Origin of the sequence: Aliiglaciecola lipolytica (assembly GCF_018860635.1) — a bacterium.
Lineage (GTDB): Bacteria > Pseudomonadota > Gammaproteobacteria > Enterobacterales > Alteromonadaceae > Aliiglaciecola > Aliiglaciecola lipolytica_A.
Genome location: NZ_JAHKPT010000010.1, coordinates 1 through 16,020 on the forward strand (window position 1 = coordinate 1; position 16,020 = coordinate 16,020).

The window sequence follows — 16,020 nt, forward strand, 5'->3', positions numbered from 1 at the left end:
GGAGGCTCATATGTGTTAGGCAAAATTAACCGTTGTAATTACCTTCAATTTTCCGATAAGGGCTAGCACAAGGTTTTTCAAACTTAAAAAGAGCAGGCTTTACTTTATCCGATTCTATTATCTCGATTACATAACTACAATTTGCTGATGCGAGAAACTCATAGACGGCTTTGTTTGCTCTTTCACCAAGAAATTTACGTAATTGATCTTCAATAGAAATGGTGAACGGCTTGCTTTGTCCTGGCTTAAGAAAAACACCTATGTCTCGTGGAACGGGGGCTATGAATGCACTCTTATCAGATGAGCCTTTGGGAGTTATATATACTTTAATATCACCAAACCTAGAAGACTTATCACCTGAATTATCTGCATAAACAATAAATTCTGATAAGTTGCGACTTATATCAATAACCCTAGTTTTAGATTCTGTTTTAACTGAACTTGAAACAACGGTAAAAAAGGTGGTTGAAACTGAAAGCAGTGCGACTATGAGGGATAGTGCGACCGAACTAAAATTAAAGTGACGTTTCCAATTTTGATGAGTTCCGCACTCCTTACACAAAGTAGCGCCATTTGGGATTTCACTTTTACACGCACAACAATTTTTCAATTTTTTAATTGTGTCATCAGTCATAGCAGCCTCCTTTTGCCTAACGCTTCAAATAAGCGGCGCAGGCTTGCTGGCTATACTTGGCGAAGAATGAGCTCCAGCCAGCGAGTTTGCGTCCGGCGACGAAGGAGCTTACTTGATTTGCTTTGTTAGACGGCGCAATACACATGCTATAAACATCCTTTGTCTGTTGAATAACACTATTACCTAATACAACCACCAGATAATAACCCCTGCAATTACCTTGTTTAAAGATAGCCTGAAACTACTAAACAGTTCAAACAACCTTTAATGACTAACCACTTTGTGTGTTTAAAACCACCTAGAAGAAAAAAGAAATGATGTAGTCATTTCATGTGATTTCAAAACAACTATGCACCTTAAACTAGCGCCTTCTAACAATATTATTAAGTCGCAAAAGTCCGTGTTTAAACACTGGCTTTTGCCGTATATAAATTTAACCTATTTTAATCACAGAGGGTAACTTATTACAACATATAGGTTTTTTCAGATTTCTACTTTTCCCACTGTGAAAGTACGGCAATTACCAGTGATCTTGCATAGTTACGGCTTCGAAGCTAAATCTGTATATAATCACAATAATCGGTGTGGCGGTGACATTGATTTACTAAAAGTTTGAATGTCTGCATATGTCGACTTAGCCGACCAAAGCATACAACTTAAAAGCGAATAATACAGTCTATTAGTTGGCAACCTGACTTTACTTTAGGCACAAAACATTCTACTTGTCGTCACCACTACTTCACTCAATTTAGATGTTGAACGCTAATCTTCCATAATACCTTTTAAGTTCTCCAAGCCTTGTTGAAGGTCTGGGCCAATTAACGAGTCCATGGCGAGTGCAAAATAGCGGTTAATAGGGTTTAACCCAACATCACCGGTACCAATCCAAGTGACTAATGTTTGGCCATTGCTTTCTTGAAAGGTTAATTGCCCTTGGGATGTCATATCAAAGGCAGAAAAGTAGAGTTCATAGGTGACACTTTGGCTTGGCTCTAAAGCAGAAATTGTCATGATACCATCGCCCTCTGACACACTTTGCCAAGAAGATTGCATGCCTATGGATGCACTATCGCCTGAAAACTCTACTTGCATATCGGGATCTCGTTGATACCAGACACCCCAATTGCGCCATTGTTTAAGATCCGCCACTTGCGGATAAATGTTATCCGCCGAGGCGTTAATTGTAATACTCCGTTGAACTCGATACTCAGATGGCAGAAAGTACCCAAATACAATAAACAGAGTAAGTAGTATTAAAATTGCGAATACGATTTTTTTGAGGGCTGCCATGTGAGGTTCTCCTAGATCAACATCTAAATTGTTTTAATATATAGTTTAGAACAGCATCCTTATCGACATTGAATGCCACGTCGATATCAAACCCTTGCTCTGGATCTCGGTATGTTTGCCCAGCATTAGGTTCGTTTGTAGCGACATTTAATTTTACAGATTCAAATTCTATTTCACCGTTTTGCAGGGCTAATACACTGGTTGCTAATACATCCCACATAAAATAGGTAAATTCATAGCTAGGAATGGTATTGATAGTGGTTGCCCAAAACTGACAAGCCAAACTCGATATAGGATAGTTTTTTTGTTCGGCTAACTGCCCCAAAAAATCAATATTAACGGGCAAACAATTAGTGGCATCCAAACCGATGAGTTTAATCTTTAAACCTGAAGCGAACAGTTTTTGGCTTGCGACAGGATCCCAATAAGCATTCCATTCAGCACTTTTATCGTGGTTGTACATGGCTACATTTCCAGGTACATCCACCGCTCCCCCCATCCAGATAACGTCTTTAATCTTACTCTTTAATTCAGGCTGTTTTTCAAATGCAGCAACTAAGTTGGTACACGGGCCTGTCATTAATACACTTACATTTTGCTGATCAGTTAAACATTTGTTGATCAACTCTTCTGCGCTCAGATCCGAAATTTGCTTTTTGTCATAGGGTTGCGCCAACATGTCCGGTAGCACGTTACATATTTTGGGTTGCGCGCGCCAGTCCGCCGGAAAGGCATTTTCACCGTGTAATTGCCCTTGACCAACAGGCACATCAGAACGATTAAACTTAGATAGGATTTTTAACGTTGATAGCGTGGCATCAGATAAATAACAATCTGCTGGGGTCACTGTTACCGCCAACAAATCGATATGATCCATTGTTAATAGCAGCATTAACGATAATAAATCGTCCACTCCTCCATCGTGATCGAATATGACTTTTTGTTTTTCTATGAGGGTATTTTGTTGATTTTGTAATGGCATTAATTTCTCTTACTAACCTTGATAAAACTGTTGTTGGTACTCGCTTGGGGAAATACCAACAAATTTATGGAAGTTGAATCGTAAAGTAACGGTATTATCAAACCCAACTCGAGAAGCAAGTTCATCCATGGATAGACGATCATGCTCCAATAATTCTTTAGCTAATCTGATTCGCTGTTGATTTAACCATTCTTTTGGCGGCATTCCTACAGACGCTTTAAAATGACGATCAAAGCTGCGACGGGACATATTTGCATGTCGAGCTAAATCATCTACTTTAGAAATAGTATTTAACTTTTTAATTGACCACTGTAAGGTTTTCGCAAACTTATGGTGTTTTTGCGGCATCGGAGTTTCAACAAATTGTGCCTGCCCACCAGCTCGATGAGGAGAGATAACCAGTCGTCTAGCCACTATATTGGCTACCTCATGTCCATAGTCTTGGCGCACAATTTCTAACGATAAATCTAATCCGGCAGCGCTTCCTGCAGCGCAGTAGACATTATCTTGCTGGGTATAAAGTACGTTATCCACATACTCCACCATAGGAAATCGTTGTTTAAAAAGTTCAGCATAACGCCAATGAGTGGTGGCTTTACAATGATTAAGCAAACCCAATTGTGCTGGCAAAAAAGCACCAGAACAAAATGTAATTATGCGTTTATTTAAACTGTGGAATGCTACTATTTGTTCTGCCAGTGCCAATTTAATTTTGCGGGAATCGGTATCCCAACCAGGAATCAACAAAATGTCGTAATGCAGTAATTCAGTTACTTCGTTGACCTGCATCAACAATCCGGTAGAAGAAGTTAGCAGTTTGCCGTCAAAACTTATAACATCGCATTTGTACCATGGCGATATTTCTTGTCTAGGCAAACTAAACACTTCCAGTGCACAACCTAATTCAAACACCGGAAAATTGTCGGTGACTAAAATCGCCATATGATGCATTTTCGATTCCTATTCGACGCTGCAACAATTAAAACTGGCTTAATATTAGCGAATAATATCTATTTTGCCACCCTAAGATTGGGTTAATGAAAATATCTTTAATAAAATTTTAACAAATCAAATTGTTTTTGCCGAAAGTACGTGCCAAACTCGTTACATCAAGGTAGCTGTTTGAGCCGTCGTTCGCCTTGATCCAACATTATTATAAATTGTTTGAGGAAGTAATTATATGGAAGGACAGAACCCCCGTTATATTAGTAATTTAACTCGTGATACTTATGCTCTAATTTTAGCTGGCGGCCGCGGTTCTAGGTTGCATGAACTGACTACATGGCGAGCCAAACCTGCCTTGTATTTTGGTGGTAAATTTCGAATTATCGACTTCCCTCTTTCCAATTGTATTAATTCTGGCATACGCCGAGTTGGAGTGGTTACTCAGTATAAATCTCACTCATTAATACGCCACCTGGTTAGAGGTTGGGGACACTTTAAAAAAGAACTGGGTGAGTCAGTAGAAATATTGCCAGCATCACAACGTTCTTCTGATAATTGGTATCAAGGAACTGCAGATGCGGTATTCCAAAATATTGATATTATTCGTAACGAATTACCTAAATATGTAATGGTCTTATCAGGCGATCATATCTATCGCATGGATTATGGTACTTTGCTTGCTCGCCATGCAGAATCTGGTGCAAAAATGACAGTGTGTTGTATGCCAGTTCCTATAGAAGAAGCCGCAGGTCAGTTTGGTGTTATGTCAGTTGACGAATCAATGCGAATTATAGGTTTTGAAGAAAAGCCAGAAAACCCTACACCTCTTCCAGGTAATCCAGATATGTGTTTAGCCTCTATGGGTAATTACGTATTTGACACCGAGTTTTTATTCGAGCAACTAAAACGTGATTCCGAAAAATCAGAGTCAGATCGTGACTTTGGTAAAGACATAATTCCAGACATCATTAAAGATCAACTGGTTTATGCGTATGCCTTTGATGAAGTCGACCAACGTGAAGTGTATTGGCGTGATGTGGGTACACTAGATTCATTTTGGAATGCTAATATGGAGTTGGTACAACCTGTACCAGCACTAAATTTGTATGATAAGCGCTGGCCGATATGGACTTATCAAGAGCAACTTCCTCCCGCTAAATTTGTTTGGGAAGAAGACAACCGCCGTGGTGCTGCAATCAACTCAGTGGTCTCTGGAGGATGCATAATATCCGGTGCAACAGTCCGTAAGAGCGTCTGTTTCTCCAATGTTCGTGTTCACTCCTATAGTGTTGTTGATGAGTCGGTTATTTTGCCTGATGTGGAAATAAAACGTCATTGTAGAATACGCCGTGCAATCATTGACAGAGGTTGTATTATTCCTGAAGGAATGGTTATCGGACATAGCCGTCAGGATGACGAAGCACGAGGTTTCCGAGTCACCGAGAAAGGCGTGACCTTGGTTACTCGAGAAATGCTAGGCTTACCAGTCGGATATTAATCTCACTGCATTTAAGTAGTTTGGGTATATTGTTTTGAATACTTGATACTCAAACTACTTCTTTCATCGACTCCCACTGAGCAATTTTTTGGTTTATCAACTCAGCAACCAAATTTGGTTGCTCAAGGGGAAACATATGCCCCCCTTCTTTCACTACTAAGTGTTCAAGTTTGTTCTTTTTAATAAAGGGCGCAATTAACCTCTCCTTACACACTTTGGTTTTTTCTCCGGTAATAATCATTGCTGGCAAGTTTTCAGGTAATTTGTAACGACCCATATTCAATGGAATTGTTCTAAAAATATTCGCTTCAATACGATGATCAAAATCCAATTTAAACGCGTCCGGCGTTTCTTTAACGGCAGAACTCACGTAATCGGCAATGCATTCTGGATGCATATCTTTAAATAATGCTTTGCCTTTAAAGTAACTCTCAACATCCGTATCTTTAGACCAGGTAGTGCATCTATTCATTGCTTGTTTAGCTGGTGATAATCTGTCAGCAAGACCCAATCTACGTACACTTTTAAATAATAGGCTAGTCAAGCCAGTAATTAGCGGAGGGTCAAGTAACACCAGTCCTTTAACCAGTTTCGGATGCTGGCAAGCAGTTAAAAATGACACTACTGCACCAAACGAATGGCCAACTAAATAACAGGGTTCAGCCTGCTTTTCATGCAAAAATTCGACGAGCTCAGCGACCTGGTTTTGCCAACCAAAATCAACCGGAAAATTGGGATTATGGGCCAATTTATCTATCGCAATCACCTGATGTTGGCTACTAAGAGAGTCCAACAAAACACGATAACTTCCAGCGGGAAAGCCATTAGCATGGGCAAAATGTATTTTAGAATTCGTTTTCATGTTTATATTAGCTTTCATTTTAATTTAAGTCGAAATTGCCATTTTGTAGACAACTATCATTTCTGTTTTTCACCACTTTATACTAAGAACTTAAGGTATCACTTTAAATACCTAAGTATTACTAAGCAGATTTATTTGTGCGCTCCACTGTACCAAACTCAACCCACGTTAAAAAACAAACCAAATTAATTGAGGTCAAAATGAAGGCACAAGTAAAACTTCTTTTGTTAACCAGCATTGCAAGTTTAGGTATCACTACTTTTGCAAATGCATCAATTAGCGTTTCTATGGAAACGGTTTGTAAACAAGCAAACAATCAGAAATTAGCGGTTAAAGCAACACAATCAACCGCTACGGATAATAGCTTTGCATTATTGTCACAACACTTTGCTGTGACAACCTGTAATGGCAAACAGCTGCTAGAACCCACAACTTTAGAACAAGTTAAAATATTGTCGTCTAAATCAGTCGACAACCAGCTTGCAAGTTCAACTGATTAACCGAATTGGACTATCCAATTTAGAAACTAACCATTTCCTTTGATACTTAGTGGTACTTTCCCATCCCTTGATGGTAATAGCCGCTCCTCCCCGGAGCGGCATTTTTTTATCCGTTTCTTTGCTCGGCATTTTCCCAATCTCTATTGACTCGTCTTGAAGTCCAATAAAATGCCAAAATAGATAAAAGATAAGGGACAACTAACCAACTCAGTGCCAACCTTAAGGATTCCACTTCACCATGTGACTCACTCAACATGTTACTAAGAATACCAATAAACGTTGGTCCTCCGCCTAACGCTATAATATTCAGCACAAAGAAGAATAATGCTGTTGACATTGCCCTTACTCTTACTGGTGCTAATGTTTGCGCTAAGGCAAATGATGGCCCCAGATATGCTCCACTTGTAAACAGTAATACGGTCAATAAAATGAGTGACAAGATTGGACTGCCAACCTGCAATGCCATAAACAATGCGGGCGTTCCAATCAGCAACATGCCAGCGGGCACTAAACCGTAAGCTTTTTTACTTTTCTTACCTAATTTATCAACTAATGCTCCACCAAGCCAAACTCCCGCAGCGTAGGCAGTACCATTACTGATACCCATAAAAATAAGTAAATTAAAGAAACTGAAATCAGGATGTGCGCGAACAAAAAAATCGATTATCCACGTAGAAATTGCGTAATTGCCAAAAGACCCAAAAGAAATACCAATACACATCCCCCACCACGAAGGGATAGTGAGCAAGGTTTTAATAGCCTGTTTAAATGGCACAGTCTGCATATCTGCATTACTGTTATCTCCTCCGCGTACCGGTTCTTTAACCGTAAACTTCAGCAGTAACGCCAATACAACCCCTGGCAAGCCCACACTGATCATAACTAAACGCCAATCCGCACTTCCCCCTTTGATAAGAAAGGCAGTAGCAAAAAACGCCAACATAACACCAAAAGGAATCCCCAATGAATAGAACGCTAGGGCACCTGCACGTTTATCCTTAGGAAATAAATCAGAGATCATAGAGTGTGAAGGAGGACTACCGCCCGCCTCGCCAATCCCAACCCCTATGCGTGCCAATGCAAGTTGAAAGTAACTGGTTGCAAGACCAGACAATGCGGTAAACCCGCTCCAAAGGGTCAAAGAAATTGCAACTATATTCACTCGGCTATATTTATCGGCCAACCATGCAATTGGAATCCCGACAAACGTATACAACAAAGCAAAATAAATTCCTTTCAACCAACCTAACTGCGCATCATCTAATCCCAGATCGGCTTTTATCATCGGAGATAAAATACCGATAATTTGTCTATCGATAAAGTTAAACGCATAAACTAAGGTCAATATGACCAAAACATACATTCTGTATTTGTTGCTGACAGGCTCTTGCGACGCAACTACGTCAGGACCATTTTTAGCGTTATTCGACATGTAAACTCCCAGTTATCATTCAAACTGTATTCATACTAATGACCATTCGTTAAAAATAACAAGTAAACCTGTTAACTATTTGTAAATAAAATAATTATCATCATAGAGATTGATAGATCAGTTGATTCGCGAGCTTCGAACAAGAGAAACTTTAAATCACCTCTGGGTTACATCATGATCGGTAAAATGATTCAAAACCCAACTGGACATCCGACCAGCTTACAGTTATAAAAGCATCTCTTTTAGGGGATCAAATATATGACATTAGATGAGTTATTAGCGCAGGCCAAAGAGCACAGCCTAGATGCTAACAAACAACCAACAATGACCATTCCAAAGGAATGGGGTCAAGGACGCACTGTATTTGGAGGATTATCCGCATCTATACTTTATGCAGCGATAAAGGTAAAAATTGACGATGACAGAGTTATGCGCTCCTTTAATTGCAATTTTGTTGGTCCTTTACTTGTGGATACGACTTTCGAAATAGTTGTTGAAATTTTACGTCAGGGTAAAAATGCGACACAAGCATTAGGTCGAATTGTCCAAGATGGAAAAACTTGCGTGACTTGCCAAGTCTGTTTTGGAGTAGCCAGAACCTCAAAAATAGTTGTGAAAAACAACGATACCCACACTATGGAAATTCCCAAAAAAGGCATGTTTTTACCGCAGATTCCTAAGATAACACCTAAGTTTATGCGTTTTTATGATCTGTCAATTGTGGAAGGCAGAATGCCATTTATGGGCAGCAAAAAAAGCGAAATTAGCGGCTGGATGCGATTCAAAAAACCGCCTGTAGAAATAACCGATGCGCACTTAATCAGTTTGATTGATGCGTGGCCGCCGACTATCCTGCAAATGCTCCGGTTACCTGCGCCATCAAGCACAATGAGTTGGAACATTGAATTCATTCATCCACATCAAGATTTTTCACCTGCGGATTGGTTTGCTTTTAAAGCCATCACCAGACAAGCGGCAGACGGTTATGCTCATACTGAAGGGAATGTATGGGATCAAAGCGGCCAGTTAATTGCCATTAGTCGCCAAACAGTGGGTATTTTCGACTAAAGATTTAAGCCGCTCACACAATAGCCGCAGACGCAGGACTAAACATAGCAAGGACGCTAAGACTCTGCATACCCACATGGCTTAAAGCAGCATCTAAGTCACTATCTTCTAAACCTAAGTTTTCATATAACTCAACTTCGAGGTTAGCGTGTCCAGAATAAATTTCTGGATTACAATTATCGAGAGCCAGAATATAGCTTAATTGCATAATTTGCTGTTCAACATCCGAGACTTCATGTTGGCTGTAGTGCTGTTTACTGATGGGCGTAACGATCGCATCGGGTATTCCCCACATTCTTACTAGTGTAGAGCCAATATCCGCGTAAGTTGCACCGCCTAATAACTTTAACTGTAGCTCAAGTGGGGTTTCAGTTTCGTTAATTTGCGCGCACTTTTTAGCAATTTCGGGGTTGAATCTGACCATAACCAGCTCACCCACATTATGTAGTAGACCAGAAACAAATAATCTTTCAGACTCTTTCAGTTTTTTACGTTCTGCAAAATACTTACATAACAAAGCGCAACAAACAGCATTTTCCCAAAAACGCTCTAAATCAATCACCGAAGAATCTAACTGTGTAAAGGTTCGGCATATACTGCACGCAACCACTAAGTCATAAACGGAGTTAGTACCAATGACTTGAATGGCTTTAGACACTGTTTCGATTTTATTAGGAAATTTGTAAAGTGCACTATTGGCTATTTTTAAAATTTGTACTGTTAACGCAGGGTCGAAATTTATCACGCTAGCAATGTCATCCATACCACTAGCGTCATCATCGATCAGTCTTTTTATCTGAAGCACTGAATCAGGTAATACAAAAATGTCTTTTGCTTCAGAAGCATAATCCAACGCGTGCATCATTAAAACTCCGTTAAACCTTATGGTAACTAGTGTAGTTAACTTAACAAAATTTGCCTAAAAGGTGGAACTATTATTCACAATTTAGGATAAAAATAATCCCAAAACCAATTTAGCATGATTTCATGGTTGTATTGTACAACTCTACCGCCGACATTGATTCTGTTATCGTTTGTGGATTGTTAGTTAACTGGTAGATCAGTCCTATTACCTTTTTATTCACTGGCGCGGCAATTCCTAATTTGGCCCCTTCCTCAACTATTGCCCCATTTAAATAATCAATTTCCGTTTGCTTTCCATTTGAGATATCCCACCACATTGATGTTCTGACATTTTCATCAATAGCTAACATGCGATTAGCAACTATTTTGAATATAAAATCCGGTAAACTCAAAACAAAGGGTAGAGAATGGGCAGAAACGGAGGTCACTTTAGGTAACACTATCCCTTTTGCATCGGTAACCAAAAGTAATTCACGCATCATTTGCGCTATAACCAATCTATATTTTCGCTGTTGCAACATGTGTTTCACTGGAATATTGGCTAATGCATTGACACTATTCCCTAAATTTAATTGTAACTTGGCCCATAATAACCAAGTCATTTGAGTACACATAGAAAACGCTAAAATCGGCGAATCTATACTGGCAATTAATTGCTCAGTAAAGTTGCGATCATCAATACAGCTTTCAATAGTCAATCTGCCTTCTGACCCTCGATGAAAATGGCCATCGGCTATCTCCACCACATTGAACGGCACCATAGCTCTTAACACTCGGTTATTAGGAAAGGCTGTTTTAATCACGCTCTCTGATCCCAAGCCATTTTGACAGCAGATAATGGTTGTCTGATGATTAACCAGTAATTGCAATTGCGCTAAAGAGTCCTCCACAGCGGTGCATTTTACGGTTAACCAGATAATATCAAAACTATGCTCTGTTTCTGAATCAGGTAATAAGAATGTAAGGTTGTTAACTTCCACCCGGTGCTCTAAATAGTCCGTTAAAATGATTCCTTTAGATAATTTGTTTACGCTGTGTGATCGAGCCAAAAACGTCACATTTTGGTTTTTGTGCAGTAAACTAGCGCCTAAGTAGCTGCCAATAAGTCCAGCTCCAAAGACTAAATGTTTCGCCATTATATGTTCCATTATTTAAACTTTAAGCTATCTTAAGTCTTTCCCACTTTACTGCATAGGGTTATCATCCACGACCTCCATTGACATGCCCAAAATTGATACTTAGATGACTCAGCAAGCAGAAAAATTACCTAAACAGCTATTGGCCATTGGTTACGTGTGGCCAGAACCAAACTCTTCTGCTGCAGGAAAACACATGTTGAGCTTATTAAAGTCATTTATAGCTGCCGGTTATCAAGTGTGCTTTGCAAGTCCTGCAATTCAGACTGAACACAAGATCGATCTAACTGAATTGGGGATTGAAGAAGCCAGCATCGAGTTAAATCACAGCTCTTTTGATCAGTTTGTTGCCAACTTAAATCCGCAAATCGTTCTATTTGACCGTTTTATGATGGAAGAACAATTCTCTTGGCGTGTTGCGCAAAATTGTCCCAATGCATTGCGTATTTTGGATACAGAGGATTTACACTTTTTACGTGATGCCCGTCATAAAGCCCATAAACAATCGCGGCAAGTATCTGAATCAGATTTAAAAAGTGATATGGCGATGCGTGAAATTGCCGCGATATATCGATGTGACCTAAGTTTGATTATTTCAGAGTATGAAATGAATGTTTTGCAACAGCAATTTAGCGTGCCTTCAGCGTTATTGCATTATTGTCCTTTTATGCTGGATATTAAACAACTGAAGAGATCTCCGGTCGAGTTTAGCCAGCGACAACATTTCGTAAGCATTGGAAATTTTCGTCACGCGCCAAATTGGGATGCGGTTTTATATCTTAAGCAAACAATTTGGCCATTAATTCGCAAACAAATTCCGTCTGCCCAGTTACATGTCTACGGTGCATATCCGCCACCTAAAGCCACTGATTTACACAACCCAAAGAGCGGCTTTTATGTGGATGGATGGGCCGAAGATGCGTTTTCAGTATTGCAACAAAGCAGAGTGTGCATAGCGCCACTGCGTTTCGGTGCGGGTTTGAAAGGCAAGTTAGCTGATGCCATGTGGACAGGCACACCATCAGTGACAACCAGCATTGGGAGTCAAGGGATGAATGACTCTTCAATGTGGCCAGGGGCGATTGCAGATGATCCGCAAGAGATAGCGGATCAAGCCGTTGCTTTATATCAAGATGCCAAACAATGGCAACTTGCTTCTGACTATGGATATCAATTACTCGCGCAACGTTTCAATTTGCTAGTGATCCAACAGCAGTTACTAGAAAGAGTCGACTACTGCCTGACACATCTGGCACAACTCAGATTAGATAATTTTACTGGGATGATGTTACAACACCATTCCCATAAAAGTACCCAATATATGTCACAATGGATAGAAGCGAAAAACGCCAATCCAAAGTGACCTATGAACTATAATCGACTGAGTTATTTGACCTGTTTGACGATGCTTTTTTCACCCAACCATTCAATCCGATAAAGGTCTCGTCTTTTATCTAAAAAGTTACGCACTGAGCCAGTATTTTGTAAAATTTGTAATTTATCCAAATCCACGTCAACGATTAACGTCATTTCGGTATTTGGCGTGGTTTCGGCCATCACTGCATCATGGGGGAATGCAAAGTCAGACGGAGAAAATACCGCTGTTTGTCCGTACTGAATATCCACGTTGTCCACTTTGGGCAAGTTTCCGATACTGCCGGCGATAGCCACATAACATTCATTTTCTATAGCACGTGCTTGCGCACAACGCTTCACTCGTAGATAGCCATTTTTTGTATCTGTCCAAAAGGGTACAAATAGAATCTGCATCTCTTCTTCACTAAGCAAACGTGCAAGTTCCGGAAATTCAACGTCATAGCATATAAGTACACCAATGCGACCAAAATCTGTCTCAAATAAAGTAAGGCGATCTCCGCCTTCCATTGCCCAATCTTTTTTCTCAGAAGGTGTGGGGTGCAATTTATATTGAGACTCTATGGTTCCGTCTCGTTTGCAAATGTAGGCTACGTTGTACAACAAATCCTCTTCAATTAGCGGCATAGAACCGGCAATAATATTAATGTTGTAGCTCACCGCCATATGCGACACCGCATTCACGATTTCTTCGGTATAGGTAGATAGATGTTTAATTGCTTCGATCGAAGAACTCTGGTCGCCAAGCCCCATAAGCGGAGCATTGAAAAACTCTGGGAACAGGGCAACATCGCAACGGTAATCAGACAACGCATCCACAAAGTACTCAAATTGTTGCAGCAACTCCCCGACACTTTCCATTTCACGCATCTGCCATTGCACACAGCCAATACGAACAGAGTCTTTTTGATGACCAAACAGTTTGCGCTTTTTCGGTTCATAATAAATATTGAACCACTCTAATAGCGTTGCATATCCTTCAGACTCTTTGTCTTCAGGCATGTATCCACGTAGTACGCGCTTAACTTCAAAGTCATTCGACAATTGAAAGGTCAAAATCGGATCGTAGAGATCTCTGCGCTTTACTGCTTCTATGTATTTTTGTGGCGAAAGTTCATGACTATGATTTTTATAATTGGGAATCCGTCCACCTAATATAATGGCGCGCAGATTCAAACTTTGACACAGCTCCTTGCGAGCCTCGTAAAGCCTTCTGCCCAGTCGCAAGTTGCGGTATTCAGGATCGACAAAAACTTCAATACCGTACAACACATCACCATTGGGATCATGGGTTGTTAAATAGGAATTACCGGTAATTTCGTCATAGGTGTGCTCGTCACCAAATTTATCATAATCAACGATAACTGAAAAAGCGGCGGCAACCACTTTGCCATCATCTTCAATACAGATTTGCCCGTCTCTGAAGATTTTTAACATCGCCAAATAGCGTTTTTTGGTGATGGAGCCGCCCAAATTTGGGTATACCTTGTTCATTATGACTTTGAGTACGTCAAAATCTGATTCAGTTAGATTTCGAGCAAGTAATTTGACTTCATTTTCTTGAGACATATATTTCCTATCATCAGGCTTTAGAATTGCTAAGCACAACTAAATCGAACATTTACCTATTTTGATTGGCATAATGTTGGATTTTCTCAATTACCGCAGCAAGACCGTTACCGCGGGTTTCACTAAGATGTTTGTCTAACTGTATATCAGACAAATATAATTTGTAATCAAATGCTGAAACAAATTCAGCCGTTTGGTTTTGAATGGGTTCTAAAATAATCGCTAACAAGCCACGGACTATTTTACTGCTGGCATCCACTTCAAATGCTAAGCGATTTGGCGATGTGGTTTTACACAACAACCATACCTGAGACTCACAGCCAAACACTTCAGAATCAGCTGTTTTTTTATCCTCAGATAAGCGTTTGAGGGATTTCCCCGCCAACATAATTTGCCGAAAAACCTGATCCCATCCCCGTGCCGACTTAATACTATCCGCCAACACCAAATTATGTGTTGGAATGTTCAACACCAGATTATCAACTTGGCGATTGGCAGTATCAGTGGTTTTATCAAAGGCAGCAGATTTTGCTGAACCTGTGAAGCCTAATTGCTGAATAGCGCTGCTTAACTGGGCCACAAAAAAGTCGATTTCAGCAAAGGTATTGTAACAACTTAACGAAACTCTTATGGTTCCTAAGATGTTCAATGCCTTCATCAATGGCATTGCACAATGATGCCCTACTCTAACCGCAATGCCTTTTTCAGCCAGAACAATACCAATGTCCTGACTATCATGACCTTGCACAGTAAAAGACAATGTAGCAATTCGGTTTACAGGGTCGCCATAAATAGTCACCCCGGATAGATTTTGAATTTTGTCGAGCAAATACTTGATTAAAGCGGCTTCGTGTTGAATGATTTGCGCACGGTTAACATCAATAAAATGTAATGCTTCTTTTAACGCTAGTATGCCTTCAATATGCGGTGTGCCAGCCTCAAATTTTAACGGGCTAGCTTGGTAAGTCGCCGTATTGAATTCAACATTTTTAACCATCTCTCCGCCGGTTAAGAATACCGGAAGACTCTCCAGTGCACTCTGTTTGCCATAAAGTACGCCCGTGCCGGTTGGAGCAAACGCCTTATGACCACTGAATACTAAAAAATCACAATCTAAGTTGTTCACGTCAATGGGTAGATGGGCGATGGCTTGTGCAGCATCGACTAAAGAAATGGCGTTTACAGCTTTAGCTTTGCGTAAAAAGGGCTCAACAGGCTGAATGCTACCTAGCGCATTCGAAACTAAAGCCAGCGCCACAATACACGTATTATTGGTAAGCAGTGCCAGGCCCTTTTCGAGCTCCCAAACACCCAGCTCATCAATTGGAATAATGTCGATTTGCAAGTTTTTCTTTTTTGCTAAGATTTGCCAAGGAACAATATTGGCGTGATGTTCTGTGGCCGACAGAAGAATCCGTCCACCAGAGGGAAAGTCCCTTTCTGACAATGATTTAGCAACCAAGTTGATACTTTCAGTTGCGCCTTTGGTAAATACTATTTGCTGTTTTTTTTGTGCGCCGATGAACTGCTGAACATAGCCTCTGGCATCCTCAAACTCAGCCGTGGTTTGATTGGCTAAGGAAAATGACGACCTATGTACATTGGCATTTTTAAACAGATAATAATCTTGAATACTGGTCAGCACGTTTTGCGGTTTCTGAGTAGTTGCTGCATTATCAAAATAGACTAAATCCGCATTCGCTGGATGTTGAAAAAATGGAAACAAATGACGTAGAGAAGTATCTTTCATAGGGGCATTTAATCTGTTGATATCTGTAAAATCGACTGGACATCACCTAACTATTTTTTGTGGGTGATGTCCGCAATTGATGCTAGTTGGACAGAAATATATATGTGGCCATTATC

The 16,020-nt window shown here is 40.2% G+C and carries 14 protein-coding genes; 4 read left to right on the top strand and 10 right to left on the bottom strand.

The window, feature by feature from the left end; all coding sequences use genetic code 11:
* Positions 1–25: 25 nt before the first annotated feature.
* The 4 genes from KO530_RS04725 to KO530_RS04740 all read right to left on the bottom strand — a co-directional run bounded on the left by KO530_RS04725 (position 26) and on the right by KO530_RS04740 (position 3,857).
* A complete protein-coding gene (locus KO530_RS04725; protein WP_216047261.1) occupies positions 26–634 on the bottom strand; it encodes a hypothetical protein in 609 nt (202 codons plus the stop codon).
* A gap of 762 nt (positions 635–1,396) precedes the next feature.
* Positions 1,397–1,924, bottom strand: a complete 528-nt coding sequence (locus KO530_RS04730) for an SRPBCC family protein (protein ID WP_216047262.1) — start codon at positions 1,922–1,924, stop codon at positions 1,397–1,399.
* A 16-nt stretch (positions 1,925–1,940) separates the two neighbouring features.
* The gene (locus KO530_RS04735) at positions 1,941–2,906 is read right to left on the bottom strand and encodes a nucleoside hydrolase (protein ID WP_216047263.1); all 966 of its coding nucleotides are present in this window, start codon (positions 2,904–2,906) and stop codon (positions 1,941–1,943) included.
* 12 nt (positions 2,907–2,918) lie between these two features.
* Positions 2,919–3,857 (bottom strand): GlxA family transcriptional regulator, encoded by a 939-nt coding sequence (locus tag KO530_RS04740; RefSeq protein WP_216047264.1) that lies wholly within the window; start codon positions 3,855–3,857, stop codon positions 2,919–2,921.
* A 229-nt stretch (positions 3,858–4,086) separates the two neighbouring features.
* On the opposite strand from KO530_RS04740, the gene glgC reads away from it, so the two are divergent.
* Positions 4,087–5,349: a glucose-1-phosphate adenylyltransferase gene (gene glgC / locus KO530_RS04745; protein ID WP_216047265.1), complete on the top strand. Its 1,263-nt coding sequence runs from the start codon at positions 4,087–4,089 to the stop codon at positions 5,347–5,349.
* Positions 5,350–5,398: 49 nt separating this feature from the next.
* On the opposite strand, the gene KO530_RS04750 is transcribed toward glgC, so the two are convergent.
* Positions 5,399–6,211 (bottom strand): alpha/beta fold hydrolase, encoded by an 813-nt coding sequence (locus KO530_RS04750; RefSeq protein WP_216047266.1) that lies wholly within the window; start codon positions 6,209–6,211, stop codon positions 5,399–5,401.
* Between the two features lie 200 nt (positions 6,212–6,411).
* Between KO530_RS04750 and KO530_RS04755 the strand changes: the two genes are divergently transcribed.
* Positions 6,412–6,711: a hypothetical protein gene (locus tag KO530_RS04755; RefSeq protein ID WP_216047267.1), complete on the top strand. Its 300-nt coding sequence runs from the start codon at positions 6,412–6,414 to the stop codon at positions 6,709–6,711.
* A gap of 106 nt (positions 6,712–6,817) precedes the next feature.
* Here KO530_RS04755 and KO530_RS04760 read toward each other — a convergent pair whose 3' ends face one another.
* Positions 6,818–8,143, bottom strand: a complete 1,326-nt coding sequence (locus tag KO530_RS04760; RefSeq protein ID WP_216047268.1) for a spinster family MFS transporter — start codon at positions 8,141–8,143, stop codon at positions 6,818–6,820.
* A gap of 258 nt (positions 8,144–8,401) precedes the next feature.
* On the opposite strand from KO530_RS04760, the gene KO530_RS04765 reads away from it, so the two are divergent.
* The gene (locus KO530_RS04765) at positions 8,402–9,211 is read left to right on the top strand and encodes an acyl-CoA thioesterase (protein WP_216047269.1); all 810 of its coding nucleotides are present in this window, start codon (positions 8,402–8,404) and stop codon (positions 9,209–9,211) included.
* A gap of 13 nt (positions 9,212–9,224) precedes the next feature.
* Here KO530_RS04765 and KO530_RS04770 read toward each other — a convergent pair whose 3' ends face one another.
* Both KO530_RS04770 and KO530_RS04775 read right to left on the bottom strand, forming a co-directional pair.
* Entirely contained in the window at positions 9,225–10,076 is an 852-nt protein-coding gene (locus KO530_RS04770) for an HDOD domain-containing protein (RefSeq protein ID WP_342807978.1), read from the bottom strand.
* 109 nt (positions 10,077–10,185) lie between these two features.
* A complete protein-coding gene (locus tag KO530_RS04775; protein WP_216047270.1) occupies positions 10,186–11,211 on the bottom strand; it encodes a 2-dehydropantoate 2-reductase in 1,026 nt (341 codons plus the stop codon).
* Between the two features lie 106 nt (positions 11,212–11,317).
* Between KO530_RS04775 and KO530_RS04780 the strand changes: the two genes are divergently transcribed.
* Positions 11,318–12,574, top strand: coding sequence for a glycosyltransferase (locus KO530_RS04780; protein WP_252728864.1), 1,257 nt, complete (start codon positions 11,318–11,320; stop codon positions 12,572–12,574).
* 23 nt (positions 12,575–12,597) lie between these two features.
* On the opposite strand, the gene KO530_RS04785 is transcribed toward KO530_RS04780, so the two are convergent.
* A complete protein-coding gene (locus KO530_RS04785; RefSeq protein WP_216047271.1) occupies positions 12,598–14,154 on the bottom strand; it encodes a bifunctional GNAT family N-acetyltransferase/carbon-nitrogen hydrolase family protein in 1,557 nt (518 codons plus the stop codon).
* A gap of 52 nt (positions 14,155–14,206) precedes the next feature.
* Positions 14,207–15,904, bottom strand: a complete 1,698-nt coding sequence (locus KO530_RS04790) for an aminotransferase class V-fold PLP-dependent enzyme (RefSeq protein WP_216047272.1) — start codon at positions 15,902–15,904, stop codon at positions 14,207–14,209.
* Between the last annotated feature and the right edge of the window lie 116 nt (positions 15,905–16,020).